Consider the following 20,094-nt stretch of genomic DNA (forward strand, 5'->3'; position numbering starts at 1 on the left):
CTGATTAAATACATAAAATTAATACATTTATTTATAAGGCGAGTATTATGAGTGATCTTTTATTTAAACTGGATAATGTTATTCAAAATTACGCTTGGGGAAGTAAAACATCGTTAAATCAGTTATTTGACATTCCTAATCCTGATAACAAACCACAAGCTGAACTATGGATGGGAGCACACCCAAATGGTTGCTCTAAAAATGCAGAGACAGGAGAGTTGTTATCAACACTTATCAATCAAAATATTGTAAATTTTTTAGGTGATCATACCGCTTCACAATTTGGAGAATTACCTTTTTTATTCAAAGTATTATGTGCAGAAGAGCCACTCTCTATTCAAGTCCATCCTAATAAAAAGAAAGCTGAATTAGGTTTTGCTAAAGAGAATGAAAAAGGGGTCGACTTAAAAGCCCCTTATCGTAATTATAAAGATCCTAATCACAAGCCTGAATTAGTTTATGCGTTAACCCCTTACAAAGCGATGAATGGATTTCGCCCTATCGAGCAGATCATTCAATTATTTGAAGAAGCAAACTTACCGAGCCTTAAAAAAGAAATCACATCCTTAAAACAATCACAAAACAGTGAGGAATTAAAACACTTTTTCAGTGCTATTATGTCATTAAATAATGAACAAAAAGACCAAACCCTAACAGAACTGTACACTCAATTAAAAAAAGGTGCTAAAACAAAATTAGGTAAAGAAGCCTTTGATTATATTCAACATTTTCGTCAATATTATGATAACGACATTGGATTATTATCCCCATTGATGTTAAATACGATTGAGCTTCAACCTAGTGAAGCAATGTTTTTATATGCTGAAACACCTCACGCTTATGTACAAGGAACTGGTCTTGAAATTATGGCAAACTCTGACAATGTATTACGTGCAGGTTTAACCCCTAAATATATTGATGTTGCAGAATTAATTGATAACACAAAATTTGACTCTATTTTACCTGAGAATATCAAAATAAAACCAAATCAAAACAATGAATACCCTATTCCAGTGCCAGATTTTAAATTTTCAATTATGACTGTAACAGAAAGTATAAAAACACAATCATTAGATAGTGCAGAAATTTTATTTTGTATAAAAGGGGAAATTATAATTAACTCACATAACAAACAAATTATTCTTCACAAAGGAGAATCTGCTTTTATTGGTTACGGTTTAAAAAACTATCAATATAGTGGTAAGGGAGTGATAGCAAGGGCTTACGTATAAATGTAAAATTATAACCACGTCACCATTAGAAATATAAACACAAAAAGGCGTATCTTTCGATACGCCTTCTTTTAGCATTTTGCTTTATAAATAAATCTAATTATTTAACAATTTTAGCAACAACACCCGCACCTACAGTACGTCCACCTTCACGGATAGCGAAGCGTAAACCTTCGTCCATTGCGATTGGGTGAATTAGGCTTACTACCATTTGAATGTTATCACCTGGCATTACCATTTCTACGCCTTCTGGTAATTCGATAGTACCAGTTACATCAGTTGTACGGAAGTAGAACTGTGGACGGTAACCTTTAAAGAATGGAGTGTGACGTCCACCTTCATCTTTACTTAATACGTAAACTTCTGAAGTGAAGTCTGTGTGTGGTGTAATTGAACCTGGTTTAGCAAGTACTTGACCTCGTTCGATTTCTTCACGTTTTGTACCACGTAATAATGCACCGATGTTCTCTCCTGCACGACCTTCGTCTAGCAATTTACGGAACATTTCAACACCTGTTACTACTGTACTTGTTGTATCTTTGATACCTACGATTTCTACTTCGTCACCTGTACGAATAATTCCACGCTCTACACGACCAGTTACAACAGTACCACGACCTGAAATTGAGAATACGTCTTCAATTGGTAATAGGAATGGTTGGTCAATTGCACGCTCTGGCTCTGGAATATAGCTATCTAAATGGTCTGCTAATTCAAGGATTTTTTCTTCCCACTCAGCTTCGCCTTCTAATGCTTTTAATGCTGAACCACGTACGATTGGTGTATCGTCACCTGGGAAGTCATAGTCAGAAAGAAGTTCACGCACTTCCATTTCAACTAATTCTAATAATTCTTCATCATCAACCATATCACATTTGTTTAAGAATACGATGATGTAAGGAACACCTACTTGACGACCTAAAAGGATGTGCTCACGTGTTTGTGGCATTGGACCATCAGTTGCAGCAACTACTAAAATTGCTCCGTCCATTTGTGCCGCACCAGTGATCATATTTTTCACATAGTCCGCATGTCCTGGACAGTCAACGTGTGCATAGTGACGAGTTTCTGTATCATACTCAACGTGTGAAGTATTGATAGTGATACCACGCGCTTTTTCTTCTGGCGCATTATCGATTTGTGCGAAATCACGTGCTTCACCACCTGTTTTTTTAGCTAAAACAGTTGTGATTGCAGCAGTTAAAGTTGTTTTACCGTGGTCAACGTGACCGATTGTACCCACGTTTACGTGTGGCTTAGTACGTTCAAATTTTTGTTTAGACATTTGTCAATTTTCCTAGAAAAAGGATCTATAACACTTAATGTGTTATAGATCGGTTTATAAAATTACTTCTTACGAGCTTCAATAATTGCTTCAGCAATATTTCTTGGAGCTTCAGCGTATTTCAATGGTTCCATTGAATATGATGCACGACCTTGAGTCTGTGAACGAAGATCCGTTGCATATCCGAACATTTCAGATAAAGGAACTTGTGCACGAACTGTTTTACCAGATGCAGTATCATCCATACCTTCAACTAAACCACGACGGCGGTTTAAGTCTCCAATTACATCACCCATATACTCTTCTGGTGTTTCTATTTCAACTTTCATTAATGGTTCAAGTAAGATTGGTTCTGCTTTGCCGAACGCTGATTTAAACGCTAAAGACGCAGCAAGTTTAAATGCTAATTCAGATGAATCCACATCATGGTATGAACCGAAATGTAAACGAACACCGATATCAACTACTGGATAACCCGCTAAAGGACCAGATTTAAGTTGCTCTTGGATACCTTTATCAACAGCAGGAATATATTCACTTGGAATTACCCCACCTTTGATTTCATTAACGAATTCATAACCTGGACCATCTTCCACTGCTTCTAGTGGATATAAGTCGATCACTACGTGACCATATTGACCACGACCACCAGATTGTTTTGCGTGCTTACCTTCTACATCATTAACACGAGTACGGATTGTTTCACGGTAAGATACTTGTGGTTTACCAACGTTCGCCTCAACTTTAAATTCACGACGCATACGGTCAACGATAATATCTAAGTGTAACTCACCCATACCTGAAATGATAGTTTCGCCAGACTCTTCATCAGTGTGAACACGGAATGAAGGATCTTCTTGTGCTAAACGACCTAATGCAAGCCCCATTTTTTCTTGGTCAGCTTTAGTTTTTGGTTCAACAGCAACAGAAATTACTGGTTCAGGGAATTCCATACGCTCAAGAATGATTGGCTTATTAGGATCACATAATGTATCACCCGTAGTTACATCTTTTAAGCCGATTGCTGCAGCGATATCACCCGCACGAACCTCTTTGATTTCTTCACGTTTGTTTGAGTGCATTTGTACGATACGACCAAAACGCTCACGTTTTTGACGTACTGAGTTCATCACTGTATCACCTGAATTAACTACTCCAGAATAAACACGGAAGAAAGTTAAGTTTCCAACAAATGGGTCTGTTGCAATTTTGAATGCTAATGCAGCAAATGGTTCGTTATCATCTGCGTGACGCTCACCTTCAGTCTCATCAAGGTTAATACCTGTAATTGCAGGAACCTCTGTTGGTGCAGGTAAATAATCAATAACTGCATCAAGCATTGCTTGAACACCTTTATTTTTAAATGCTGAACCACAAGTAACAAGAATAATCTCATTAGCAAGTACACGATGACGTAAGCCTGCTTTGATCTCTTCTTCAGTTAATTCTTCACCACCGAAGTATTTATCCATTAACTCATCAGATGCTTCTGCTGCCGCTTCAATTAATTTTCCACGCCATTCTTCGCAATCAGCAACCATATCTTCTGGAATATCGTCATAGGTAAATGTCATACCCATATCTTCTTCGTTCCAGTTGATTGCCTTCATTTTTACTAAATCAACCACACCTTTAAAGTCTTCTTCAGCACCAATAGGTAATTGTAAAGCAACTGCTGTACCGCCTAAACGTGTTTTAATTTGCTCAACAACACGAAGGAAGTTTGCACCAGTACGATCCATTTTGTTTACGAATGCAATACGAGGTACTTTGTATTTATTTGCTTGACGCCATACTGTTTCAGACTGAGGTTGAACACCACCAACCGCACAGTAAACCATTACCGCACCATCAAGAACACGCATTGAACGTTCTACTTCGATAGTAAAGTCAACGTGTCCTGGAGTATCGATAATATTGATACGGTGTTGATCGTATTGTTGTGACATACCTTGCCAGAAGGTTGTTGTCGCAGCCGATGTGATTGTAATTCCACGCTCTTGTTCTTGTTCCATCCAGTCCATCGTAGCTGCACCATCGTGCACCTCTCCGATTTTATGACTTAGACCTGTATAGAATAAGATACGCTCAGTTGTAGTTGTTTTACCAGCATCAATGTGAGCACTAATACCGATATTACGATATCTTTCAATCGGGGTTGTACGAGCCATTTTATTTCCTAATTGATTTTAAAATTTTTTATATAACAAGGCTTCATCGCATAATTTAATGTATGTGATGAAGCCTAAAAATAAAACAATTATGCTATTACCAGCGGTAGTGAGCAAATGCTTTATTCGCTTCAGCCATACGGTGAACGTCTTCACGTTTTTTCACCGATGCACCTTTGTTTTCTGTTGCATCAGAAAGTTCGTTTGCTAAACGTAATGCCATTGATTTGTCACCACGTTTACGAGCTGAATCTACGATCCAACGCATAGCCAATGCATTACGACGCACTGGGCGAACTTCTACTGGCACTTGGTAAGTTGAACCACCCACACGACGAGATTTAACCTCAACAGTTGGGCGAACATTTTCAAGTGCTTCCTCAAATGCTTCTAATGCGTCTTTACCTGTACGTTGTGCTAACGTCTCTAAAGCACCATAAACAATTGATTCTGCGATAGATTTTTTACCATCTACCATTAAAACATTAATAAATTTCGCAAGTAATTCTGATCCGAATTTAGGATCTGGAAGGATCTTGCGTTGTCCAATAACACGACGACGTGGCATTGCAAATTCTCCGTATAAATCTTCAGGATATCCAAAACTCTTTTGACTGGAGTTTCGTATAAATATAAATAACTAAATTAACGTTTGGCCTTACTTAACGGAGAACCATTAAGATTTAGGACGTTTAACGCCATATTTAGAACGCGCTTGTTTACGATCTTTTACGCCAGCACAGTCAAGTGCACCACGTACGGTGTGGTAACGCACACCAGGTAAGTCTTTAACACGACCACCACGGATAAGAACAACACTATGCTCTTGAAGGTTATGACCTTCACCACCGATATAAGAAGTTACTTCGTAACCATTTGTTAGACGAATACGACATACTTTACGTAATGCTGAATTCGGTTTTTTAGGTGTAGTTGTGTACACACGTGTACACACGCCACGTTTCTGCGGACAAGATTCTAATGCAGGAACGTTGCTTTTTACAACCTTTTTCACACGCGGTTTGCGTACTAATTGGTTGATAGTTGCCATTAAAAAACTCCAGTTTAAAATTAAATATTAATTAAAAGTCCTTTCATACATAATAAAAGGACGTGTAATTCTATTGTTGTATTGAATAATTGTCAAGAAATATGTATTAAACCTACACATATTACTGCTTCACTCATTATCAAAAGCTTTAATTTATTAAAAAACCGCTTTTAGACCAAGAAAATAACCTCTTTCAGCGCCAGGTACTATCGTTGGAGAAAAACCTGTACCAGATGAATAATTGAAGTATTTTTTATCAAAAACATTCGTTATACCACCATATACTTGTATCCAATCTCTAGGTTGATACTTCATACTCAAGTCAACAATTTCGAAACTTTTTACCTGATCATTTCCTTTACCCTCTTGATCTTCTTGGTACATAGTATTTTCATATTTACTTTGATAAGTATAGCGTACAGTTGCCGATAAATTGTCAGTGAAATCATAAGTTGCACGTAAAGCGACTTTATGTCGAGGTACTTTTTGTAACCCTGATCTTAAGAAGTTAGAAGTTTTACCTTTATACCGTTTACTTGCAATATACTTACGTATCTCATCACTTGCATAATCTGTACGACCTTTTAAGTAAGAATAACTTTCTTCTAATGTAAGATTACCAAATTGCTGTATCATTGAGAGATCCATTCCCCAACGTTTTGTTTTTAAAGCATTAATAGTTTCATAATTACCACGATAAATAAGGCGAGACATTTGGTTATTCGTTTGTGAATACCAACCTACTAAATTGACTGTAGTAAATTTAAAAGAGTCTTTTAGCCCTATTTCATACATATTAAATTTTTCAGGCTCCGCCCTTGTACCACGATAATGATATATTTTCTTCTTGTCTTTATTCATTGATGAAACAATATCAGTAACTTGTATTCCATCCGGCACGGTGTAACCTCGCTCGTAACGAGCATAAACACGTCCTGAATCACTGTAATGATAGGCAAGACTTAAATCAAAGGCTGTATTCCATAAGTTTTTGGTATCATTAAATATTTGATTTTCTTTTATACTATACTGATAACGCGCTTTTTCAAAGCCCCATTTTGTTAACTCTCGACGAATACCTTGGCTAGTTTCCCAATTTCCCCATTTCAATTGGTTAGCTATATATCCTGCAAAAACTTTTTTATCATAATTAAATATCTTAGGTTTTTTATAACTATAGTATTCTAATTGAGATTTTTGAACTGTTCCATCAATCCCTATTAACAGTTCTCCACCATTCATATAGTGCCATTTAACTTTATTACGAATACCAAATGCATTAGTATAAACCGTTTTATCAAGCTCTTTTACTCCTACATAAAAACCTTTTTGATAAAAAGCATCTGAAATGACACTAATATTATTGACTGTATTATAACGATAAGTGACACTTATATGATCCTGACGACGATCTCCATACAAATACGCCCTCTTACCATTTTTTATTTTAGGTCGATAATTTGTTCCATATTTTTTGACTTTATCATAACTAATATTCTCAAGATAAAGAGAATCTTCGTTTAAGTGAGAGGCTCTTACAGTTAAGTTTTGTGTATCATTAATATCCCAACTTAATCCTGCAGAATAATATTCTGAATGGCGAAAAGTATCAACAAAATGAAGGTCTCTATTTAACTTACTTGCATTAAATGTGACAGCTAAATTATCATTTAAACGGGTACCAAGATTTACATTCAAACGATAACCCTTAGAGTTAGATTCTCCAGATAGACTATAGACTGGATTATCAACACTTTTTACACTAGAAGTGATATTGACTATCCCTCCAGATGCTCCACTACCATATAATACAGAACCACCACCTGGAATAATCTCTATACGCTCAATTTGTTCTACAGGAATTACATCATAGTTCAGCTGATTTGGATGATTCGTTAATGCAGTAATTGGTACACCATCAACGATTACCTGAATATTACGCGAGGCTTGATCTGCACCTTGTCCACGAATATCTATTTGACCATGCCCTGTCGCCCCAACAGAAACAGAAGGCACTTCGGCAAGTATATCCGAGATAGTACGATGACCTTTTTCTTGAATCTGTTCTTTAGAAATAACGATGATTTCTTTAGTATTACGGAGGTGTTCAATTTCAAGATACTCAGGATGAACGTAAATCGTACCTAATTCGGTAGAGGGAGTTTTATCAACATTTAGAATTGTCGAGTTTTCTGTTTGTAATGCAAAGATATTCGAAGAAAATACTATAGACACTATTCCAATACTAATATTGCTATATCTCATAAGAAACCCCTTTATATTAATGTGAGTCATTATCATAAAGGGGCATTATATAAATATATAAAAGGAAAAACAAGCGGTAACATTTAGAACAAAATTTGCAAATTCTTCCTTTTATCGGTAGTAAGTTATTCTTCGCTCGTATTTGCTAATCGAGGAGCAGAATATATATGACTAGTCGCACTTGAATGACCGCCAAATCCTTTGCCGTAGAAATAATAGCGAGAATCTTGCCATTCAACAGCCTCAAAACACTCTTCTGACTCTAATGGAGATGTAGCTAATGTCATTTCTGCCGTTGTATGAGCAACTCGTGAGACAGTACCTAAATTGCCGTCAAATTGATAGCTACTTTGATAAGACTCTGTCTGTAATTGCTTACCTTTTACTTCTTCTTGCACTTCATTCACAGCTACCGTTACTTGATCCGATGAGTGTGATTTCTTCTGTTTTTCATTTTTCTCTTTCACCAAATCTCTGTCTGATTCTTGAGTAATGACATTACCTAAAGGTCGAGAAGACGAAACGCTCTTATCTTTAACTACAATTGGCGTTACTGGAGTGAGAAGCTCATTGTTTTGCTGTTCTAGCATTTCATCAACGGACAGAAAACGAGGTTTACTGTCTGCTACAACCACCTTTTCAGCTTTAATCCACACTTTTCCACTTGCAAACTCAGGAGACATTACCGCAGAGCTTAGTCTCATTGATGTTTGCTGAGATTGACGACGACGCTGATTACCTACTCGTAGATGGCGAGGCAAACGACGACGTGAAGATTCTTTCCCTTCATTCTGCTTAATCGTAGTGTCTTTATTTTGCTCTGATGGCTGATCTTGTTGTTGAGACTCTTGTTGTGATAACAAAGGCTGAGCAACTTGAACTTGCTCCACTTTTTCAATCACTGTAGTACTTTGCTCTTTCTCAATAACACTATCCGCTATCTCTTTCTGATGCTGTGCTACTTCCTTTTGAGGAATATCTTGTTTAGCTGCATTTTCAACACGAATTTTCTTACGTAAATCTCTACGCTGTCTACGCTCTGCAACCTGATTACTATTTGGCTGTGGTGTTTTCGCTTGTTTTTTATCTACAACCGATACAACCTCTTCAGTTACATTACTAGTAGCAACATTATTTTTCTTACTTTCATTACGTTTTTTTGATTTAGCATTATTCTGCGTTACTTTGCGTCCATTATTAGAATTCGTATACTCTTTTCGATTACGGCGATCTCGTTGATTCCGACCTCGATTATTATGTTGATATTTTCCTTTTTTAGGCTTAACTTCTTCTTCCTCAACAAAAATACCTTTAATTTTTTTGATAATACGACTAATTAATGACACTTTCTTTTCTTTAGATACTGGTGCTGGTTGCAAGTTTAAATTAGTATCTTGCAATACAGACTCAACAGTAATAACAGGTTCATTATTTGCAAGAGACTTTTCAGTCAACACATCATTTGTCACTGTACCATCTTCATCTCTTAACTGATAAAATTTTGCTAAATCATAACTCAAGGTCGAAGATATTTCATTTTCTCGTAAACGATAAACGCTAAAGTGAGGTGTTTCCATATTTTCATTTGGTACCACCATAACATTAACATTATGACGTTTTTCGATGCTGTCCACTGCTTTACGTTTTTCATTCAACAAGTATGACGCAACCTCTACAGGAACAACTGCGTGTACTTGTTTAGAATTATCTTTTATCGCTTCTTCTTCTACTAAACGTAAGATCGAAAGTGAAATAGACTCGTTATCTCGTACTTTACCTGTACCCTGACAACGAGAGCAGATATGTGAAGATGCTTCACTTAGTGAAGAGCTTAAACGTTGACGAGACATTTCAAGTAAACCAAAACGAGAAATTCGTCCAAATTGAATTCTAGCACGATCTTGAAGAACCGCTTCTCGAATACGATTTTCAACTTCACGCTGATGACGTACTGGTGTCATATCAATAAAGTCTATAACAATCAATCCACCTAAATCTCGTAAACGCATTTGACGAGCAATTTCATCAGCAGCTTCAAGGTTAGTATTCAATGCTGTTTCTTCAATATCACTACCACGAGTTGCTCTGGCAGAGTTAATATCAATCGCAGTTAAAGCCTCTGTTGCATCAATAACAATCGAACCACCCGACGGCAAACGAACTTCTCTTTGGAACGCTGACTCAATTTGTGATTCAATTTGATAATGGCTAAATAAAGGCACTTCCCCTTCGTATAGACGAACTCGATTAATAAAATCAGGACGAACAAGACGAATATGGTTTTTAGCTTTTTCAAAAATCTTTTTGCTATCAATTAGAATTTCGCCAATATCTCGACGCAAATAATCACGAATAGCACGTACAATTACATCACTTTCTTGATGAATTAAGAAAGGAGCAGGACGAGATTTAGCCGCTTTTCTAATTGCTTCCCAATGATGTAATAAAACCTGTAGATCCCACTGTAACTCTTCTGGTGATTTTCCTACACCAGCCGTTCTTACAATTAGACCCATATTATCAGGAACATCTAAATTTTCTAAAATTTCTTTTAGTTCTAAACGCTCTTCTCCTTCGATTCGACGAGAAATCCCCCCCGCTCTAGGATTGTTTGGTATTAATACTAAATAACTTCCTGCCAAAGAAATAAAAGTAGTTAAAGCAGCGCCCTTATTACCTCGCTCTTCTTTATTTACTTGAATAATAATTTCCTGTCCTTCTTTGATAATATCCTTAATGCTTGGACTACCACGAAAAACATAACCTTCAGGAAAATATTCACGGGAAATTTCTTTTAAAGGGAGAAAGCCGTGTCTCTCTGTACCATAATCGACAAAAGCAGCTTCTAAACTAGGTTCTACACGAGTAATTCGCCCTTTATAGATATTGGATTTCTTTTGTTCATGTCCTGGACTTTCAATATCTAAATCAAATAAACGTTGCCCATCAACTAAAGCAACACGCAACTCTTCTTTTTGAGTCGCATTAATTAACATTCTTCTCATTTTATTGTCTCTTAATCTTCCTATTTCTCTTTTATTTTTTTATCAATCTCACGACTGTAGAAAAAGAGATAAATTACATATTCATTTACGTCTTATGTTATTGGAACTGCGTAATTATTTGCTTATTTATCAACCGAAATATACACGGTTAAAATTCCTGTTATTTTTATGAAAGTTTAAATAAACAAAACCGTGTAATTATGACACTTATAGCACTCGATTAGCAAGGTTATTGTAAATTATTTTGAAATGTTTTATGAAAAGCGCAAACAAAAAACGCTGATTATTTCTAATCAGCGTTTAAAATATGGCTCCTCCTGCTGGACTTGAACCAGCGACATATGGATTAACAGTCCACCGTTCTACCGACTGAACTAAGGAGGAATTGAGAGATGGTGCCTCGAGGCGGAATCGAACCACCGACACGAGGATTTTCAATCCTCTGCTCTACCGACTGAGCTATCGAGGCATCTCGTCGTTTGCGGAGCGTATTAAACCGTTTTTTACGCTCTTCGTCAAACACTTTTTGTAAAAAAACTCAAAAAAATGACCTAACAGATCGCTTTATGTACAAATTGTATAAAAAAACAATATTTACCTTACTCCTCTATACCCTTTATACGCTTTATCGACCTTTAATAAATAATTTCTTGCTTGAGCAGATGGGTGTGCTGTTGTAAGAATTCGATATACCGCATTTGGTGGCAAACGATTAATTCTCTCTAGTGCTACAGAACGCTTACTATCAAACACTTTTAACACGGCTCCAGCACCACTATTATAGGCTGAAATCATTGCATAACGCTTAGATATAGGATTGGTAATACCCGCTAAATACTCATTTTTTAGAATATATAAATAATTAGTTCCTGCATCAATATTATTTTGAGGATTATATAAATAACTCGAACTTGGCTGACCACTCTTTCCTTTATGCTTAAATATATCACGCCCTGCTGTACGAGGCACTACCTGCATTAAACCTATCGCATTTGCATAGCTCACCGCATATGGGTTAAAACTGGATTCAGTTCGCATAATCGCTAAAATAAGATTTGGTTGAATACCGTAACGCTGAGCAGAATGACGAATCATTGACAAATATTTTCTAGCACGAGCTTCCACGTGATTTGCCACCATCATAATGGTCACATAAGTCACAACTCGACCATTGCGTAAACGACGTGTTTTTAATGTATTTCGCAATAAATAACTTGCAAAATTATTTGCTATCGCAACATTGGTAACTGGCTGTTTATTATGATCAACAACCTGTCCTTTTAAAAAAGGATGTGTACTGATTGGTGTATCTCCTGCTGCGAATAGATCAATTCCTGACGCATCATTTCCCATCAAAAGAGTATGAATAATTGCATTACGTAAATGACTTTCATTACCTAAAGTTTCAATGGTAATTCGCCCTTCATCAAAGCTAATGTGAGAGCGAGTATAAAACCGATCCGTATATTTCACATAATCTTTGGTACTCGCAACAAGCAATTCATTCACACCCCAAATTTTATCAATATTACGTGAAAACTGCCCAGTTAAAATATCTAACCCACGGATATCTTTGGCATAAATTTGTACATTATCTTTAGTTGAGCTACCACAAGCAGATAAAAACAGAATAATAAATAACAGTAAAAATGGCTTAAATCTCATCTACTTCTTATCCTCTGGTACGTAACCCTCAATATGAACCTCTTTACCTTCAAATAAAAAATTAACCATTTCTGTTTCTAATAATTTACGGTGTTCAACATCCATCATATTTAGTTTTTTTTCATTAACTAACATCGTCTGTTTTTTAATCCATTCTGCCCATGCCTGCTTACTAATAGAATTAAAAATTCGTGTGCCTAGTTCACCTGGATAAAGTTGAAAATCTAAACCTTCAGCGTCTTTCTTAAAATACTCACAAAATACTGTACGAGCCATTGTTATACCCTTAATTCATTTAAAATTCGTTTGATGGGAGCTGCCAATCCCACTTTATTTGGTTGTTGTAAATCATACCAATAATCTTGATTCAAAGATATATTGGTTGTATAAATTTCTGATTCCTCTGCAACTTTCAAAACATCCTTTTCTACTGGTTGCTCATTTAACTCCACTAAAATAGGAATAATATCCAAATGGAAATGACTAAATGTATGGCGAAAAGCAACCAATTGTTGCATTTTTTGTAAATTTTTATTCACAAGTGACCGCTTCAAATCCTCCAAAGTATCAAACTGGGGAAATACAAACAGACCACCCCAAAGCCCTTTGGCTTCTCGCTTTTCTAAAAACACTTTTGAGCCACATTTTAAAATCAAAAAATAACACTGCTTTTGGGGTAACACTTTTTTAGGTTTTTTCGTCGGAAACCTCTCCCAAGCTTGCTCTTGATTGGTTTTACAATTCTCTTCAACAGGACAAAGTGTGCATTTAGGTTTCGTTCGAGTGCATATCATTGCACCTAAATCCATCATTGCCTGATTAAAATCAGTTACTCCTTTGTTAGGTGTAATTTGTGCAGAAAGTTCCCATAATTTATTTTCCACCGCTTTTTTACTGCTATGTCCCTCAACCATAAAAAAACGGGCTAACACTCGTTTGACATTACCATCTAAGATAGGGTGAGGCTGTCCTAAAACGGAGGATAATACGGCACCAGCAGTACTTCTTCCCACCCCAGACAAAGCAAGCACATCATCAAAATGAGTTGGAAATTCACCTTCAAACTTATCTCGAATTTGAATCGCTGCTTTATGCAAATTTCTCGCGCGGGCATAATAACCTAACCCAGTCCATAAATGTAACACCTCATCAATATCGGCATTCGCTAAATCAATGACAGTAGGGAAACGTGCCACAAAACGTTCAAAATAGGGAATAACGGTCACCACTTGTGTCTGCTGCAACATTACTTCTGAGAGCCACACGGTATAAAGAGTTTTATTTTGCTGCCAAGGTAAGTTTTTGCGACCATATTGTTGATACCATTGTAATACGGGTTCCGCAAAGCAGAAATCTGAGTTCATTTTTAGTTAAAGCTATATTTACATTTAAAACGATATGGTATCGCAAATCGTAAAATCTGTATAATACTTTAAAGTTTTCTCTATCTACAAAAGAAAAAAGAACACCACAATACTTATAAAAAGTACCATAATGTCCTCTCTTTCTTTCGATTTCTAATATAGGGTAACGCTAATAATGTGTAAATTTCTTACACAATGTTACCGCTATATCCGTCAAAATTATAAAACTTCTAATAATTCGACTTCAAATACTAACGTACTAAATGGTGGAATTAATTGACCAGCACCACGCTCACCATAAGCTAACTCGTGTGGCACGACTAAACGCCATTTAGAACCTGCTGGCATCATTGTTAATGCTTCAACCCAACCTTTGATTACACCATTTACAGGAAATTCTGCTGGCTCACCACGTTTAATTGAACTATCAAACTCTTGCCCAGTGATTAAAGAACCTGCATAGTGAACACGTACTTTATCTTCTGCTGATGGCACTTTACCGTTACCTTCAACTAATACTTCATACTGTAAACCACTTTCAGTAACTTGAACGCCTTTTGCTTTTTTATTTTCTTCTAAAAATGCTTTTCCATCTTGTTCAATTTGAGCAAACATTGCTTGTTGTGCTTTTTCTGCACGTTGTTGTAATTCCTGTAATGCAACAGTGATTTCATTCACATCTACTGCAGGAGGATTTTGATGTAACACATCAAAAATGCCTTTCATAACTGTCTCAGGCTCAACCTCTAAACCGCTGCCTAAAAGTTGCTGTCCGATTTGTAAACCAATACCATAACCACCTTTTTCTTCAGTAGTTTCTAATTTCACAGAGTCAAAATTTAACGCCATAATAATTTCCTTTTTGTTTAAACGAGTTTTATAGATGGGGAGTTTTTTTAAAAAAACAAGAATAAGCGGTAAGATTTTATCAAAAATTTGCAAATTTTAACCACATTCTTTTTTTGTTGATCCTTTTTTCTTTACAAACGTATTTTTTACTCTGACCGATTTTCTTACATAAGTTATCCAAATTAAGCAATAAATTGTCATAATTCTTATTGCTATATCACCTCGTACAACAGAAATTAATACATCTTTAAAAACTAAATACTCTACGGAAGTATCAACTATAATAAAGAGTAAACTTGCTAATGAGATGATCACAAATAATTTTGGAAATTTATAATGTTTAGTAAAAAATAAATAAGCGAGATAAATCCAAGCCAGTAATATTAAAATATTACAAACTAATTCACATATTACAAAATATTTTAAATGAGGAACATAATACGGTGAATTAACCGTAATCAGCTCCTCCCAAAATTCATTTTCAAATATCAGCTCATAAATTGGAAAAAGCTCTGCCAATATTTGAAAAGGTGCAAATAAAATACTAGTACCTAATAAGATAAACCAACCTTTATGCTCTTTTTCTGGAATATCTACTAGCATTTTACTTCTACTCCGACAACGCCGCCAACTGATCCGCTTGATGTTCAGTAATAATCGGTTGAATTAACTCTTCCATTTTACCATTCATTACTTCATCTAAACGGTATAAAGTTAGGTTGATTCGATGATCCGTTACTCGCCCTTGTGGATAGTTATAAGTACGAATTTTATCACTACGATCTCCTGAACCTAATAAGTTACGACGTGTATCTGCTTGTTGTGCTGCTCGGCGCTCTTGCTCTGCTTGCACAATACGAGAAGCCAGTACTGACATCGCTTTGGCTTTATTTTTATGCTGTGAACGCTCATCCTGACATTCCACCACAATACCTGTTGGTAAATGCGTAATACGCACCGCAGAATCCGTCGTATTAACGTGCTGACCACCTGCCCCCGACGCACGGAAAGTATCAATTTTCAAATCAGATGGATTGATTTCTGGCAATTCTGATTCTGGTAACTCAGGCATAACCGCAACTGTACAAGCCGAAGTATGAATTCGTCCTTGCGATTCGGTTTTTGGTACACGTTGCACACGATGACCGCCAGATTCAAATTTCAGCTTACCATACACGCTCTCACCACTGATTTTCACAATGACTTCTTTATAACCGCCCTGTTCACTTTCATTGGCTGACATCTCTTCCACACGCCAGCGTTGACTTTCTGCATAACGAGAATACATACGGTATAAATCCCCTGCGAAAATCCCCGCTTCATCACCACCTGTTCCTGCACGAATCTCTAAGAAACAGTTATATTCATCATTTGGATCTTGTGGTAATAATAAAATTTGCAGTTGTTGTTCAATCTCAGGAATTTGGGCTTCACTTTCTGCAATTTCTTCTTCTGCCATTTCCTTCATTGTTGGATCATCCAACAACATTTTGGCTTCTTCAATATTCTCTTGCAGTTGTTGCCACTGACTAAATGTTTTAACTACATCTTCCAATTGTGCATATTCTTTTGAGTACGCTCGAAATTTCTCTTGATCACTGATAATATCAGCATCGCCTAACAACGCTTGCAATTCTTCATAACGTTCAGTTAAAGTTTCTAATTTTGTAATAATGGATTGTTTCATAATTTTATTTAAGTTATTTTTTGTAAAATTTAATATAAAAACGACCGCTTATTGTAACGGAAAATAATCTAAATTGCTTGTATAATATTGGAAAAAAGCACTAATGCTTCGACAGGCTCAGCAACCGTGCTTTAACAAGTTTAGTAATAATCCTTTAATTATACTTAACCACTTTATCTTAGAGTTCCCTGAGCCTATCGAAAAGAAAATTAAAATATTCTTAAAAAGTGGAAAACAATTGTTGTTACCATTAATTATTTATATCATATGCAAAGTATAATACTTACTTAAGATAAAATCGAAAATGAATCATAAACCTTGCCCTTGTCAATCCAATAAAAATTACGCCGAATGTTGCCACTCTTTTCATCAACATTCCGCCACACCACTCACTGCTGAACAACTAATGCGATCACGTTACAGTGCTTATGTGTTGGTTAATATTGATTATATTGTAGAAACCACCTTACCAAGTCAGCAAAAACATTTAGACAAATCCGTAATGAAGCAATGGGCAAAAACAACCAAATGGTGTGGTTTATACGTTATTGCCCATAATCCGAAATTTGCTAAAAATAGAGCAACAGTGGAATTTAAAGCCTATTTTGAGACAAAGCAAGGAATGGCGGAGCACCACGAATTATCGTTGTTTGTTTTTAAAGATAAGAAATGGTATTTTGTTGATCCAAATGTATAGGACATAGATAAAAGAAACTCCTTAATTTTGAAATGTTAAGGAGCAAAGTTTTACTAAATGCTTTTTAGCTTTTTGTTGTAACGACCTTTCTTCTGAGAGCTATAGTATCCATAGATTACTAAAGATAATGACAGCAACTGTTGTACCACCAAAATAAGTTTATCTTGTAAAAGCATCAGTGTTCCAGCACTTACATTCATCAACATAAAAAACAACCAACCTTTTGGATTATTTTTTGCCATAAAATAACTGCCTAATAAAAATCCGAATACCATACCCATTTCTAAGACTTGTGATACCCTTGTCACACCATTATGGATAATAATACTGTAGCCAAAGCCAAGAGCTAATGATAAATAAGTAAATAATAAAACGAAACGATTAAAATATTTGTTATGCTTTTTATTATTATGATAAGTATTGTATAAACCCAGTAACATAGCAGGAATACCGCCTGCTTCTACTGCCGTTGCAATCCAATTATTTTCGCCAGCTAAAATGACTATCCAAGCACAAACACCAATTAGATACGAGATCCAAGCCCCCATTTTCAGTTTTTTACGGCTCTCACCCTGTTTTTTCTCAGCAACTGCGAATAAAAATTTATTTAATAAATAAAATCCTGCTGCCCATATTTGTAAGACTAATCCCATTTGGTTATATTCCTGATAAATTTTGCTGATTTCATTGTGTTTGTATAATCATAATATAGAAAAATAAGAATAATGGATACTGCATACTTATCAGTTTATAAAATATTATGACTCGTAACTCTAAATCTGCTAAAAACAAAGCAATGATGGAATTTAAAACTTATCTTGAAATCAAGCAAGGAATAGCAGAACATCACGAATGATCATTGTTTATTTATAAAGAGAAGAAATGGTATTTCGTTGATCCAAATGTATAATTTATATTGTAGGAAATTGTAAATTTTTCTAAAAAACAAATAAACGGTAGAATATGACTTAATATAATCATTCTACCATTTTCTATAATAGTATTAATTACCTAACTTTTTTAGCCAACATTGTTGCAAACTGTAATTGAATACGGTTTCCTTGCTCATCAACTCGATGTAACTTACCTAAGTCCTCGTTGTATTTAATTAATTCCCAATCTTGATAATATGCTTTTAATTCTCCCTCTTTAAAGGTAAAAGAAAAAGGTTGTGTACAAGGGTATGCTTCAGTATTCATCGCACACACAATGAGGTTATAACCACCAATTTCTGTTTGTGCTTGCATATTGGAAATAATTGCAGGAATACGATCTGCTTGTAGGAACATAAAAACGACAGTGGAAAAAATAAAATCGTATTTTTGTGTGATAGCCGCTTGATTAATATCATAAATATCTGTTTGCAAGTGAGATAAATTTTCCTGTGTAATAATACGATTTAAAAAACTGATACTTTCTTCATTGTGATCAACTGCTGTTACATCAAAGCCTAATAAATTCAAATAAAGGGAATTACGACCTCGTCCACAGCCTAAATCTAATGCTTTACCTTTTGGTACATAATTTGCAGCATTTAACACTTCTGAATGTGTCGCTGTTAAATTATATTTTTTAGCATAAAAATCTTCTGGCTTACAATAAAATTGTAATTGACACTCTAAATCATCAGAAGCCGCTTCTACCTTATGCCAAAGTTGTGGTGTCACAAAATCAGCTTGATTATCAGGTGATAAAATCACAGAACTTACTTCTTCGCCGTCTTCTGTTAACTCATAAAATTTTAATAATCCTTTTAATACCGTGAGTTTTCCCCAAGTGCCTGCTTTCGTATTGTGTTTCTCTTGAAACATTTTAGGTAGTGATTTTTTATTCCAAACTGGCATCGTTTTATAACAAATTAAATCTTTCATATCATTTCCTTTTACAGTTAAGCTATGGATAAAATTGACTATTTTAGTCAGGTATATCATTGAAAGTAACCTATAACATCTGATTATTTTTGCAAAAAGTGAAGCAGATGTTACCGCTTATTTTAAATAAATTTAGCGACTTGAAAGCCTCGATTAAAATAGGTTAATACATCGTCTTCTTGAGTATCAATATCAGTTAACTGTAAAATAAAAACAGTATGAGTGCCTACTTCATAGGTGTTAATAATTTTACCCTGTAAAGTAGAAACAGCCTCTTTCAGTGCTGGTTGTTCTGTTGCTTTCCAAATATCCCATTCAAAACGCTGTTCCATTGTTGAATCTAACATATTAGCAAAATGTTCCGCTAACTCTTGTTGTGAAGCACTTAACACATTCACACAAGCAGTGCCATTTTGCTTAAAAACAGTATGAGTACCACTACTTTGATTAATACAAAACAACAATGTTGCAGGATTATCACTGACGGAACAAACCGCTGATACCGTTAGACCAACTTTACCTGCTTTACCCTCTGTCGTTACAATACTAACGGGAGAAGGTAGGTTTGCCATTGCATTACGAAACGCTAATGAAAAATCACTCATCTTTTTTATTTTCCTCTTATTCTTTCCAAATGATATGGTATTCACGATTTTCTTCTTGATGTGAGATTAAGAAACGTGCAAACACATCATTCATTTCATCATTTTCATTGAGCAAACCAATCCATATTTCAGCAAACGCATCTGGATCAATTAAGACTCCAATTTCTTCTTCCCAATGATCACTCGTATCAACCATTTCCACTGCACCACGTTCTTCAAATTGAAGATTAAACAGTAAAACGTCCGCAGGATCTAAATGTTCCCCTGCCATTTCTAAAAAAATATCATAAGCAATATCAATGGCTTCATCAGGGGTTAATTTTGTTATATTGTTCAATTTATCGCCT

Annotated in this window: 18 protein-coding genes and 2 tRNA genes; 2 read left to right on the forward strand and 18 right to left on the reverse strand. The window is 35.5% G+C overall.

Annotation, left to right across the window (positions count from 1 at the left end; genetic code table 11):
• The first annotated feature begins 47 nt into the window (after positions 1–47).
• On the forward strand, positions 48–1,232 hold the full coding sequence (gene manA / locus A6B44_RS09465; RefSeq protein ID WP_090920734.1) for a mannose-6-phosphate isomerase, class I: 1,185 nt from the start codon (positions 48–50) through the stop codon (positions 1,230–1,232).
• Positions 1,233–1,332: 100 nt separating this feature from the next.
• On the opposite strand, the gene tuf is transcribed toward manA, so the two are convergent.
• The 14 genes from tuf to prfA form a co-directional block, all read right to left on the reverse strand.
• Positions 1,333–2,517 (reverse strand): elongation factor Tu, encoded by a 1,185-nt coding sequence (gene tuf, locus A6B44_RS09470; protein ID WP_090920738.1) that lies wholly within the window; start codon positions 2,515–2,517, stop codon positions 1,333–1,335.
• A gap of 62 nt (positions 2,518–2,579) precedes the next feature.
• Positions 2,580–4,688, reverse strand: coding sequence for an elongation factor G (gene fusA / locus A6B44_RS09475; RefSeq protein ID WP_090920741.1), 2,109 nt, complete (start codon positions 4,686–4,688; stop codon positions 2,580–2,582).
• A gap of 97 nt (positions 4,689–4,785) precedes the next feature.
• Positions 4,786–5,256 carry a 30S ribosomal protein S7 gene (rpsG, locus tag A6B44_RS09480; protein WP_090920744.1) on the reverse strand — a complete coding sequence of 157 codons (471 nt, stop codon included), beginning with the start codon at positions 5,254–5,256 and terminating at the stop codon, positions 4,786–4,788.
• 108 nt (positions 5,257–5,364) lie between these two features.
• Positions 5,365–5,739 (reverse strand): 30S ribosomal protein S12, encoded by a 375-nt coding sequence (rpsL, locus tag A6B44_RS09485; RefSeq protein ID WP_090920747.1) that lies wholly within the window; start codon positions 5,737–5,739, stop codon positions 5,365–5,367.
• Between the two features lie 156 nt (positions 5,740–5,895).
• Entirely contained in the window at positions 5,896–8,004 is a 2,109-nt protein-coding gene (locus tag A6B44_RS09490; RefSeq protein ID WP_176673515.1) for a TonB-dependent receptor, read from the reverse strand.
• Between the two features lie 125 nt (positions 8,005–8,129).
• On the reverse strand, positions 8,130–11,009 hold the full coding sequence (gene rne, locus A6B44_RS09495) for a ribonuclease E (RefSeq protein WP_090920753.1): 2,880 nt from the start codon (positions 11,007–11,009) through the stop codon (positions 8,130–8,132).
• A 308-nt stretch (positions 11,010–11,317) separates the two neighbouring features.
• Positions 11,318–11,393, reverse strand: a tRNA-Asn gene (locus A6B44_RS09500).
• A 9-nt stretch (positions 11,394–11,402) separates the two neighbouring features.
• Positions 11,403–11,478 (reverse strand) — tRNA-Phe (locus A6B44_RS09505).
• Between the two features lie 125 nt (positions 11,479–11,603).
• Positions 11,604–12,674, reverse strand: coding sequence for a membrane-bound lytic murein transglycosylase MltC (gene mltC, locus A6B44_RS09510; protein ID WP_090920755.1), 1,071 nt, complete (start codon positions 12,672–12,674; stop codon positions 11,604–11,606).
• Positions 12,675–12,950: an oxidative damage protection protein gene (locus A6B44_RS09515; protein WP_090920757.1), complete on the reverse strand. Its 276-nt coding sequence runs from the start codon at positions 12,948–12,950 to the stop codon at positions 12,675–12,677. It lies immediately after the preceding gene.
• Between the two features lie 2 nt (positions 12,951–12,952).
• Positions 12,953–14,038, reverse strand: a complete 1,086-nt coding sequence (gene mutY / locus A6B44_RS09520; RefSeq protein WP_090920759.1) for an A/G-specific adenine glycosylase — start codon at positions 14,036–14,038, stop codon at positions 12,953–12,955.
• Positions 14,039–14,257: 219 nt separating this feature from the next.
• Positions 14,258–14,887 carry a BamJ family beta-barrel-assembly machinery protein gene (gene bamJ, locus A6B44_RS09525; protein ID WP_090920762.1) on the reverse strand — a complete coding sequence of 210 codons (630 nt, stop codon included), beginning with the start codon at positions 14,885–14,887 and terminating at the stop codon, positions 14,258–14,260.
• A gap of 96 nt (positions 14,888–14,983) precedes the next feature.
• Positions 14,984–15,490, reverse strand: coding sequence for a DUF2569 domain-containing protein (locus tag A6B44_RS09530; RefSeq protein WP_090920764.1), 507 nt, complete (start codon positions 15,488–15,490; stop codon positions 14,984–14,986).
• 7 nt (positions 15,491–15,497) lie between these two features.
• A complete protein-coding gene (prfA, locus tag A6B44_RS09535; protein ID WP_420801013.1) occupies positions 15,498–16,574 on the reverse strand; it encodes a peptide chain release factor 1 in 1,077 nt (358 codons plus the stop codon).
• A gap of 304 nt (positions 16,575–16,878) precedes the next feature.
• On the opposite strand from prfA, the gene A6B44_RS09540 reads away from it, so the two are divergent.
• On the forward strand, positions 16,879–17,271 hold the full coding sequence (locus A6B44_RS09540; RefSeq protein WP_090920767.1) for a YchJ family protein: 393 nt from the start codon (positions 16,879–16,881) through the stop codon (positions 17,269–17,271).
• Between the two features lie 53 nt (positions 17,272–17,324).
• Here the strand turns inward: A6B44_RS09540 and A6B44_RS09545 are convergent, their stop codons facing one another.
• The 4 genes from A6B44_RS09545 to A6B44_RS09560 all read right to left on the reverse strand — a co-directional run bounded on the left by A6B44_RS09545 (position 17,325) and on the right by A6B44_RS09560 (position 20,075).
• Entirely contained in the window at positions 17,325–17,924 is a 600-nt protein-coding gene (locus A6B44_RS09545; protein WP_090920768.1) for a nicotinamide mononucleotide transporter, read from the reverse strand.
• 354 nt (positions 17,925–18,278) lie between these two features.
• On the reverse strand, positions 18,279–19,142 hold the full coding sequence (gene tehB / locus A6B44_RS09550; protein WP_090920769.1) for an SAM-dependent methyltransferase TehB: 864 nt from the start codon (positions 19,140–19,142) through the stop codon (positions 18,279–18,281).
• Between the two features lie 122 nt (positions 19,143–19,264).
• Positions 19,265–19,747 (reverse strand): flavin reductase, encoded by a 483-nt coding sequence (locus A6B44_RS09555; RefSeq protein WP_090920770.1) that lies wholly within the window; start codon positions 19,745–19,747, stop codon positions 19,265–19,267.
• Between the two features lie 16 nt (positions 19,748–19,763).
• Positions 19,764–20,075 carry an HI1450 family dsDNA-mimic protein gene (locus A6B44_RS09560; protein ID WP_090920804.1) on the reverse strand — a complete coding sequence of 104 codons (312 nt, stop codon included), beginning with the start codon at positions 20,073–20,075 and terminating at the stop codon, positions 19,764–19,766.
• Positions 20,076–20,094: the final 19 nt, after the last annotated feature.

The sequence above is a fragment of the Pasteurella skyensis genome, assembly GCF_013377295.1.
Taxonomy (GTDB): domain Bacteria; phylum Pseudomonadota; class Gammaproteobacteria; order Enterobacterales; family Pasteurellaceae; genus Phocoenobacter; species Phocoenobacter skyensis.